Here is a 9,500-nt window from a genome sequence, read left to right on the forward strand (position 1 = left end):
GTCCTCCTGATGGACCCGTTACACCTGTTGGACCAGTTACTCCAGTTGCTCCTGTAGTCCCTTCCCCTGTCACCCCTGTTGTACCCGTATCTCCAGTTACTCCTGTCGGCCCTTGGATTCCTTGAATTCCTTGTGGGCCTTGCACTCCTTGCGCACCCGTTGGTCCTTGAATTCCTTGGATTCCTTGCACTCCCTGCGGCCCCATCGGACCGGTTGGGCCTATTTCCCCTTGAGTACCTTGAACCCCTTGCGGCCCCTCTGGACCTGTTGCACCTATGTCTCCTTGTATTCCTTGAACTCCTTGCGGTCCTTGTGCTCCGGTTGCTCCCGTTACTCCTTGGATTCCTTGTAATCCCTGTATTCCTTGTGGGCCTTCTGGTCCTGTCGCTCCTACTGGCCCTTGAATTCCCTGTATTCCTTGTGGGCCCTCTGGACCTGTTGCTCCAGCTGGTCCTGGCACTCCTTGTATTCCTTGCGGACCCTGAAGTCCTTCTGGCCCTTCTGAACCTGTTGGTCCTATATCCCCCATCGGACCTTGAATCCCTTGAAATCCTTGTGGGCCCGTTGCTCCTGATGGACCTGGTACCCCTTGTATACCTTGTGGACCTTGATCTCCTGTTGCTCCTGTTACACCTTGAGGTCCTATAGCCCCCTGTATACCTTGTGGACCTTGATCTCCTGTTGCTCCCGTTATCCCTTGAATCCCCTGAACACCTTGAATCCCTTGTTCACCAGTCAATCCCGTCGGACCAGGAATACCTTGAATTCCCTGTGGACCTTCTGGACCTGTTGGACCAATTGGACCTTGGATACCTTGAATTCCTTGTAGCCCCTGCGCACCTGTTTCTCCTGTACTTCCCGTCGGACCGGTTAGCCCCTGACCTGTTGCTCCAGTATTTCCAGTTGCTCCTGTTGCCCCTGTCACCCCTGTACTTCCACTCGGTCCACCTCCAGGACCTGTTGCTCCAGTCGGACCAGTTGGACCAGGAGGTCCTCCTGATGGACCTGTTACCCCTGTTGAACCTGTTATTCCTGTCGGGCCAGTTAACCCCTGACCTGTTGCTCCAGTCGGACCCGTACTTCCACTCGGTCCTTGTGGTCCTTGAAACCCTTGAGCTCCTTGTATCCCTTGCGGACCTGTTGCTCCCGGTAACCCTTGCACACCTTGAATTCCTTGAGGCCCCTCAGGTCCTGTTGCTCCAATCTGTCCTTGTAATCCCTGTATGCCCTGTATACCTTGCGCTCCAGTAGCTCCTGTTGGACCAATCGGCCCTTGAATTCCTTGCACACCCTGCACACCTGTTGCCCCTGTATCTCCTACTGGTCCCCTCAATCCCTCAGGCCCTTGTTGTCCTTCTGGTCCTGTTGCACCCATTTGTCCAGCTGGCCCTTGAATTCCTTGCACACCTTGAGGTCCTGTCGGTCCCATCTCTCCCATTGGTCCTTGTAGTCCTCTTGGTCCTTGTGGGCCTGTTGGACCTTGTGGACCTGTTGGGCCTGTAATCCCTATACCTGTAAATCCAGTTGGAGTTGGAGGGAAAGTAGGCCCAATAAGTTCTGGTGAAATTCTAAAATTAGAGTTTAACGAATGTAATTTCCTTTTATCATCACGATCTTTCATACCTTTCACCTCCTACAAACCATCTTTTTCACACTAGATAGACCGCTTCTTCTTAATCTATTTACAAAAATAATCTCCAAGACTATTTTTATTTTAAATAATAAAAACTCCCTTAATTCCTTAAGGGAGTCCTGCTACTGAATCCATATTATCTGTATTAGGGACAGCTTGCGCTATACCCGATGTATTTACATTTTGCCCCATATTCGTTCCTGTTACAGTACCAGCAGGGGTTCCTCGTGTATATGTTGTCGTCACAGAATCTCCCGGCTGTAAACAAAGCTTCGTCTCTGTCCCTATTACTGTAACAACATCAATCCAAGTGCACCCCGTTGAACCACTATACGATTTCGAAGCAGTAAATGAAGTATCACTCAAATTATCACCCGTAAATATATTCCCAGTATTATTAACGATAATAAATTCTTTAATACGTGCAGGCATACTTACACTCTACCTTTCCTTTATGCACCTAATGTACGTGTACTCGTTGCTAATGGTGGTAAAAATACTGATGTTCTAATTGTAGGTTCAGGCTGCCGTTTCCCATTTAAAAAAATAGCCGCACTCGACCCTCCAGCACCCGCATATATTTTCGCTACGGCTAAAGGTGAGATATCATAACAGTCGCCAACATTAACAGCTCCTGTATTGTTAATAATTTTCACTTTACGCAAATTAATCCCCATTTACCCCTCCTCCTTTTTATACTGTATGCAAAAGAAAAAAACTTGAAACAGACTCGTTTCAAGTTTTTAGCTATTAACTATTTCGTTTCACCTTCATATTGAAGCATACCGCCAACCATGTTCACTGTTTTAAATCCTTGCTCATTTAAATAATGGCATACATTTTCACTGCGCATTCCTGAACGGCAAATAAAAATATACTCATTCTCTTTATCAAAGAAATTTACTTTATTTGGGATATCGCCCATTTTAATATGTACAGCTTCTGGAATTTTCCCTGTCGCTACTTCTTCATCTTCCCTTACATCTACTAAAAATAACGTTTCTCCATTTTCTAAACGCTCTTGCACTTCTTCTGTAGTAATTGTATTAACTTCTGTCATATGTATCTCCTCCTTATATATAATAAAACCTTTAGTTTCTTCTTTAAACAACCATTTCTAATTAATTTTAGCATGTGAAAGAAGGAACGCAAAGAATGGAAATTTTATTTCTCAATTTTCTCGCAAAACTTATTCTTTACAAACATAACTCGTGCATTGTATCCTCAATATACTTGTTTTATGAAAGGAGCCTGTTAAAATGACACTTTTTCTTTTCATTATGGGTATCATTTTCTTAATTTCTGCGGTCATTGCTCTTAGCATGAAAAATAATAAAAAGATAAAATCCCCTCAAGAAATGTCATTCTTATTTCTATTACTTAGTATAGCTTTCTTTGGTTTATCAATCGCTTCATATATTTTCCGTCTGCAAATTATGTAAAAAAGGTGCCTATTATAAACAATGCACCTTTTCCACATTAATTATTTTCTACACAAAACTAGATACTTTCCGATTTAAAAACTCATACACTTTCTTTTCAAATAAATGAACGTCTAACGCTCCTGCCATATGCCCATTTATACTTTCTATTTCATATACTTCTGCGTACTTCCCCTGCTTTTGCAAAACATCTACCATTCTATAATTGTAACGGGATGGTTGAAGTAAATCTTGTTTACATGGAATCATGAGTACATTCGCTTCAATCTTAGAAAGAGCCTCTTCTAAGGAAGAAAAACCATGTGCAATATCATGTAATAAGACTGCTTTCGCAGTATACATCCATGAATTTGCATCTACTAAATCTATACTTTTACATGTCACTTTATTTATCTCTTTCTCAAATGATGTTAATGCAGTAAATTGTTGATAAGGTGCCATTTCTATACTGTTCCGCGGGAATGCTGTTTCATAAAAATGTTCATCAAATGCATTCATGAACATCATTTTATTCGCTAAATGAAGCCCTTTTATTGGTTGCTCCTCTCCGTACTTTCCGCCTTTCCAATTTGGATCAAGCTGAATTGCTTCGATCGCATTTTGCGCTACATTTCCCGACGTTATAATTGGATTTTGCGGATTCGTAATAACTCCAATCATTCGTTCTACCATATGAGGATAGTGAACAGCCCATTGCTGCGCAATCATCCCACCTGCCGATGGCCCCATTACCGCATGTAACTTAGCAATCCCCATATCTTTTATTAACTCATATTGCACCCGTGCTACATCTAAAAATGTGAAAACTGGAAAATCCATCGCATACTCAAAACCAGTCATCGGATTTATCGATTTTGGTCCCGTTGTAATCACATATGGGTTCTTCACTTGTACATTACAAAGGTTATCAGTACATATAATGAAATATTTATTTGTATCAATTGCTTTCCCAGGTCCAATTAATCCATCCCACCAACCAGCCCCCTCATCATGCACTGTATATTTTCCTGCCGCATGACTTGTTGCACTAAAATAGTGGCAAACCAAAATCGTATTTGATCTTTCTCTATTTAAAGTACCATACGTTTCATACCCCATTTGAACAGGAATCTCTCTACCATTTTCAAACACAAACTCTTTTAAAACAAACTTCTCCTTTTTTACAATTTGCACAGACTCGCCTTCTTCCCGTCATATTATGAACTGCTTACTAAAGGATTTTTTACTATGTAAACCAATCTCCTCCTTCTTTTCATAAATAAATGAATAATATACAAAATTAGCCACAAAATAGCACTATATTACACAATCAAAGAGGGCATACATATGATTTGGAATTGGTTACGTAAAAAGAAAAAATCAAATTCAACAGAAACAAAAGAAGCAGATAATAATCCGAAACAGCAATCTAGTAATCAAGAGGATGAAAACAAAGAACAGACTAGAAGTATGAAACACAATACAGGTAAAAATAGTGAACAAAAAAAATCTGAGCAAGATGATTCTTCTCAGGAGAAACAGCAAGGTTCTAAACAGGATGATTCTTCTCAACCAAAACAGCAAAACTCTGAACAAGATGATTCTTCTCAACCGAAACAGCAAGGTTCTAAACAGGATGATTCTTCTCAAAAGAAACAACAAAAATCTGAGCAAGATGATTCTTCTCAAAAGAAACATCAAAACTCTGAGCAAGACGATTCTTCTCAACCGAAACAGCAAGGTTCTAAACAGGATGATTCTTCTCAAAAGAAACAACAAAAATCTGAGCAAGACGACTCTTCTCAAAATACACAACAAAGCTCTGGAAGTAATAGTATTTATGATTTTTCGAAGCCAGAAAAAGACCATATTCATTCTCTACAAGAGTTAATAGAGAAGCTAAAACAGTCTAGTGATTTTGTTAATTACCATACATCTGACGATGAAACGATGCCTTATTGGATTTCTTACTATCGTCCTTCACTTGATGGTGAGAAGTTACAAAAATATTTAATGCCAACACTTTTAGAACACCCTAACACTTCATTCGAAGTATTAAAAGAACATATTCCAATGAGCGGCATTACAATTACAAACGATTTACAAAAGATTGAGGACATGGTTTTAAAAGGGCATGCAATTATTCAATTAAATCAGCAAGATCAAAAGTGTATGCTCGCGAATATTGCAATTGATAATTATCGTGCACCAACTCCTCCTTTAAATGAATCGACTGTTATTGGTCCTCAAGAAGGTTTTGTAGAAGATATTGATACAAACATTAATTTAGTCCGAAAACGCCTTCCTGTTTTAGATCTCCAAACGAAAGAGATGATTATCGGAGAGTTTTCAAAAACGAAAGTCGTTATGATGTATTTAAATAATCTAGCTGAGAAAGATAATGTAGATTTTCTAGAGGAATCATTACGGGCTCTTGAATATGATCAAATTAATGATAGTGCTTATATACAAGAATTGATGGGGGAAAAATCAATTTTCCCTCTCTATATCAATACAGAACGCACTGATAGAGTTACAAAAGCACTTATTGATGGTAAAATCGCTATTTTTGTTGATGGTTCTCCAAGTGTCCTCTTAACTCCTGTATCATATTTTGATTTTTTCATTTCGCCAGAAGACTATAACGTTTCTTGGTTATACGCTACATTTTCAAGAATTTTACGGCTAATCGCTGTTTTATTCTCAATTTGCGCGACACCATTATATGTTGCCACTTTAAACTATCACTATGAATTAGTTCCTAGTGATTTATTGGAAACGTTAATTTTATCAAGGGCGCAAGTACCGTTTCCACCTTTAATTGAAGCACTCTTCTTAGAACTTGCCATCGATTTATTAAGAGAAGCTGGCGCGAGATTACCGATGAAGGTCGGTCAAACACTCGGTATTGTAGGAGGTATCGTAATCGGACAGGCATCTGTCCAAGCTGGTTTAACGAGTAATATTTTATTAATTATCGTTGCATTATCAGCACTGGCTTCCTTTATTACGCCTATTTATAAAATGGGTAATGCGGTTCGATTACTCCGTTTCCCATTTCTCATATTTGCCGAAATAGGAGGACTTTTCGGGATTTCTCTTGGATTTATCTTTTTATTTACCCATTTATTTAGACTTACATCCTTACGTAAACCGTACGCTTTGTTTTATCCGACAAGACAACAATCCGTTAAAGACTCTTGGATTCGCTTCCCATTAACAATGATCGATACAAGAGATGTACAAGCAAGGCCACAACATGTAAAAAAATCTGCAAAAGGGATTTCAACAAAACATAGATCCGATTTTGATGATTAAGAAATGAGGTGCATTGATGAGTAAAGTTCAAGAAAAATATCAAATATCTCCTATCTTTGTTTTCTTCTTAATTCACAGTGCACAGTTTGGTGCTGGTGTTCTTGGATTCGCTCGAATTATTGCAAAAGCCGCCGGATACGACGGCTGGATAGGTGTTCTAATTATAGGAATTTGTATCCATATTCTTATATGGATGATGTATTTTTTATTAAAAGAAACAAACGGAAACTTAGTTGATTTACATCGACAAACATTTGGAAAATGGCTAGGAAACGGCGTTACTCTCATCTTTATGACTTATTTTTTAGCCATCAGTATTTCCGTCATTCGAACATATGTTGAGATTATTCAAGTATGGATGTTTCCTACCGCGTCAACTTGGATGTTAACAATCTTTTTATGCTTAGCTAGCTACTACATTATTTCTTCTGGATTCCGTGTCATTACTGGTATTTGCGTCATCTCAGTTGGCGGTACATTGGGATATTTATTTCTTAGTCTATTCGTTTTGAAATACTCACATTTGTCTAATTTACTACCTGTGTTCACACATTCTTTTTCAGATATTTTAAAAGCCGCCAATCTGTCAATCTACAGTATGACAGGGTTTGAAATTTATCTCATGGTTTATCCATTTGTGAAAAATCCGAAGCAATCTCATAAATTCGCTCAATACGGAGCATTATTTTCAAATCTTCTATATTTATTTAGTACCCTTTTAGCCTTTGCATTTTTTAGTGAGAAACAATTGTTAAAAACGATATGGTCACAACTTTCTATGACCCAAGTAATCCAATTACCGTTCATAGAAAGGCTGGAATATATTGCGATTTCAGGCTATGCGCTTACTATTATTACAAGTTTTATCCTTCCGTTATGGGCGGCAACAAGAGGAACTCATGAAATATTTCGCGTAAAACAAAGAAGTGTCCTAATCGCTTTCATCCTTATTACTCTCATTGTTTCACAGCTTTTAACAAACAGACATGACATTAATACTTTTATTAGTAATTCCGGAAAAGCTAGTTTTTGGCTCATGTATGTATACATCCCTATCCTATTTATTATTGTGTGGGTGAAAAGAAAATGGAAAAAATCAAAAGCAAATTAATACTTATTTCTTGTATAACATTCTTCAGTCTAACTGGATGTTTACAAAAAAATATTATCGATGATGTACAACTTATTCAAGGAACGGTTTTTGATGTAGCAAAAGATAATAAAGTAAAAGTGACATTCGTTTGTCCCATTCAGAAAAAGGGAAATAAAGTTCAAGTTTTTGAAGGTAGCGCAAATGCGGTAAAACAAGTAAAAGCAGACACATCTTTAGAGTCTTCTCAACCCTTTGCTAGCGGACAAATGCGTGTCGCTCTATATACGATAAAACTTGCAAAAAAAGGAATGTCTACTTCATTCGATACATTACTTCGAGATGTGAATATAGGGAACGCTTTATATGTTGGCTTATTAGAGGGGAATGGTACTGAACTTTTAAAAGGGAAATATACGACTTCATACAACGTTGCAATTTATATAAAAAAATTGTTAGAACATAATATGGAGACCGGTCCTTTACCAAAGGATAACCTGCATATAGGAGCATTCCGTTATTATCAAGAAGGGCAAGACTACTATATTCCCATTCTAAAGAAGCATGGTGATAAAATAAAAATCAACGGAATTGGTCTTTTTAAAAAGGATAAATATATCGGTAAAATCGCTGAAAAAGATATGTTCATATTTAAAGGACTATTAGAGAAACACAAATTAGATTCACACGAATTTAAAACGGATTCTGCGTACGTAATGATTAATAATATTCGTTCTGTTCCAACTTACGATATAAAAATTAAAAACGGGAAGCCTTCTTTTTTCATTCACGTTCATCTTGATGCACGTATTCAAGAATTATCGAAGCAAATTAACTTAGAAAATAACAAGAACACAAAAAACATTGAAAAAAATGTCCAAAAACAATTGGATGTACAGGCTACCAAATTAATTAAGCAGTTTAAATCTTTAAACGTAGATCCTCTCGGGCTAGGTGCAAAGTATAAGCAACATTATCGCCCATTCAAGTTAGAAGAGTGGCGACGTATGTACAAAGATGTTCCGATTAATATAAAATACAGCGTAAATATTACAAATTCTGGTGTAATTGAATGATAATGATTGAACTCCTCTCTCCAGCATGATACAACGGAGAGAGGAGTTTTTTATTACCAAATATAGAGAGAAAAGATATTCACGGGGGAGCTTATGTCTAAAAAGTTAGTAAAACCTATTTTAAACGGTATTTTATTTCTCGGCGTCTTTTTATTTGCTCATACATACTTAAAAAATATTTCCTTCACACGTTATTTACTTGTCGTTATACCAATGCTACTTGTTGGTATGTTTGGCATCGACCTTATTTTATCCATTTTAATAAAAAAAGAAGAATAACGAGCGAACATCTTATTTCTATAAGATGTTCTTTTCATTTCATAATCACCTTATGTTACAATGAAATTCGGCAGAAAACGAGAAAGGATGAAACAACATGACAAACGAAAAAGGTTTAGATAAAGGATACGAACTTGTTGCAAAAATGCATGAAGAGTTCGGACATCCTGTGACAAATACTCCAACAAAATTAACAGAAGAGCGCGCAAAAATTCGTGCTAGCTTTATGCAAGAAGAGCTAGAAGAATTTCTAGAAGCAACGACTGTTGAAGATCAATACGATGCACTTATTGACCTTATTTACTTTGCATTCGGAACGTTTGCAGAAATGGGCGTACGTCCAGATAAAGGATTTGAAATTGTAAACAATGCCAACATGGCAAAACTATTCCCTGATGGAAAGCCTCGATTCCGCGAGGGCGACGGCAAAATTATGAAACCAGAAGGATGGCAAGCACCGGAACCACAACTTCGTGCGGAAATCGAACGCCAACGTCAAGAGGCAGAAAAAAACTGCTAGGATTACCTAGCAGTTTTTTATTATATCTTTTTTTCTGCAATTCATTAATGACCCACGTGTCCCGCATGTCCCGCTGCTCCTGCAGTACCAGCTGCTGCTCCCGCTGCCGCCCCTGCTCCAATGCCACCTGCCCAAGGCTGTTGTTGCTGCTGATACTGTTGGT

Annotated in this window: 10 protein-coding genes and 1 pseudogene; 6 read left to right on the forward strand and 5 right to left on the reverse strand. The window is 38.2% G+C overall.

Annotated elements, in window-relative coordinates:
- The 4 genes and pseudogenes from BAU27_RS13300 to BAU27_RS13315 all read right to left on the reverse strand — a co-directional run.
- Positions 1–1,621 (reverse strand): annotated as a pseudogene (locus tag BAU27_RS13300) (BclA-related collagen-like exosporium protein); the annotation flags it as partial.
- A 120-nt stretch (positions 1,622–1,741) separates the two neighbouring features.
- On the reverse strand, positions 1,742–2,065 hold the full coding sequence (locus BAU27_RS13305) for a hypothetical protein (RefSeq protein WP_071744466.1): 324 nt from the start codon (positions 2,063–2,065) through the stop codon (positions 1,742–1,744).
- Positions 2,066–2,085: 20 nt separating this feature from the next.
- On the reverse strand, positions 2,086–2,310 hold the full coding sequence (locus BAU27_RS13310) for a spore germination protein (RefSeq protein ID WP_071744465.1): 225 nt from the start codon (positions 2,308–2,310) through the stop codon (positions 2,086–2,088).
- 77 nt (positions 2,311–2,387) lie between these two features.
- A complete protein-coding gene (locus tag BAU27_RS13315) occupies positions 2,388–2,693 on the reverse strand; it encodes a rhodanese-like domain-containing protein (protein ID WP_071771083.1) in 306 nt (101 codons plus the stop codon).
- A 199-nt stretch (positions 2,694–2,892) separates the two neighbouring features.
- On the opposite strand from BAU27_RS13315, the gene BAU27_RS13320 reads away from it, so the two are divergent.
- Entirely contained in the window at positions 2,893–3,075 is a 183-nt protein-coding gene (locus tag BAU27_RS13320) for a hypothetical protein (protein WP_000171885.1), read from the forward strand.
- A gap of 48 nt (positions 3,076–3,123) precedes the next feature.
- On the opposite strand, the gene BAU27_RS13325 is transcribed toward BAU27_RS13320, so the two are convergent.
- Positions 3,124–4,248: a homoserine O-acetyltransferase family protein gene (locus BAU27_RS13325; protein ID WP_071771084.1), complete on the reverse strand. Its 1,125-nt coding sequence runs from the start codon at positions 4,246–4,248 to the stop codon at positions 3,124–3,126.
- Between the two features lie 153 nt (positions 4,249–4,401).
- Between BAU27_RS13325 and BAU27_RS13335 the strand changes: the two genes are divergently transcribed.
- The 5 genes from BAU27_RS13335 to BAU27_RS13355 all read left to right on the forward strand — a co-directional run bounded on the left by BAU27_RS13335 (position 4,402) and on the right by BAU27_RS13355 (position 9,337).
- Positions 4,402–6,372, forward strand: coding sequence for a spore germination protein (locus BAU27_RS13335; protein WP_083595997.1), 1,971 nt, complete (start codon positions 4,402–4,404; stop codon positions 6,370–6,372).
- Between the two features lie 16 nt (positions 6,373–6,388).
- A complete protein-coding gene (locus BAU27_RS13340) occupies positions 6,389–7,483 on the forward strand; it encodes a spore germination protein (protein WP_071771085.1) in 1,095 nt (364 codons plus the stop codon).
- Positions 7,459–8,538, forward strand: coding sequence for a Ger(x)C family spore germination protein (locus BAU27_RS13345; protein ID WP_071771086.1), 1,080 nt, complete (start codon positions 7,459–7,461; stop codon positions 8,536–8,538). Before BAU27_RS13340 ends, BAU27_RS13345 begins: the two co-directional genes overlap by 25 nt.
- 93 nt (positions 8,539–8,631) lie before the next feature.
- Positions 8,632–8,817 (forward strand): hypothetical protein, encoded by a 186-nt coding sequence (locus BAU27_RS13350; protein ID WP_071744460.1) that lies wholly within the window; start codon positions 8,632–8,634, stop codon positions 8,815–8,817.
- A 97-nt stretch (positions 8,818–8,914) separates the two neighbouring features.
- A complete protein-coding gene (locus BAU27_RS13355; RefSeq protein WP_000180548.1) occupies positions 8,915–9,337 on the forward strand; it encodes a pyrophosphohydrolase domain-containing protein in 423 nt (140 codons plus the stop codon).
- Positions 9,338–9,500 lie beyond the last annotated feature (163 nt).

Source organism: Bacillus sp. NH11B, from assembly GCF_001884205.1.
In the GTDB taxonomy this organism is placed as follows: Bacteria; Bacillota; Bacilli; order Bacillales; family Bacillaceae_G; genus Bacillus_A; species Bacillus_A proteolyticus.

Excerpts from the sequence above, each read along its gene's own strand:
- BAU27_RS13340 (WP_071771085.1), top strand. The coding sequence starts at position 6,389 with ATGAGTAAAGTTCAAGAAAAATATCAAATATCTCCTATCTTTGTTTTC.
- BAU27_RS13345 (WP_071771086.1), top strand. The coding sequence starts at position 7,459 with ATGGAAAAAATCAAAAGCAAATTAATACTTATTTCTTGTATAACATTC.
- BAU27_RS13350 (WP_071744460.1), top strand. The coding sequence starts at position 8,632 with ATGTCTAAAAAGTTAGTAAAACCTATTTTAAACGGTATTTTATTTCTC.
- BAU27_RS13305 (WP_071744466.1), bottom strand. The coding sequence starts at position 2,065 with ATGCCTGCACGTATTAAAGAATTTATTATCGTTAATAATACTGGGAAT.
- BAU27_RS13335 (WP_083595997.1), top strand. The coding sequence starts at position 4,402 with ATGATTTGGAATTGGTTACGTAAAAAGAAAAAATCAAATTCAACAGAA.
- BAU27_RS13310 (WP_071744465.1), bottom strand. The coding sequence starts at position 2,310 with ATGGGGATTAATTTGCGTAAAGTGAAAATTATTAACAATACAGGAGCT.
- BAU27_RS13315 (WP_071771083.1), bottom strand. The coding sequence starts at position 2,693 with ATGACAGAAGTTAATACAATTACTACAGAAGAAGTGCAAGAGCGTTTA.
- BAU27_RS13320 (WP_000171885.1), top strand. The coding sequence starts at position 2,893 with ATGACACTTTTTCTTTTCATTATGGGTATCATTTTCTTAATTTCTGCG.
- BAU27_RS13355 (WP_000180548.1), top strand. The coding sequence starts at position 8,915 with ATGACAAACGAAAAAGGTTTAGATAAAGGATACGAACTTGTTGCAAAA.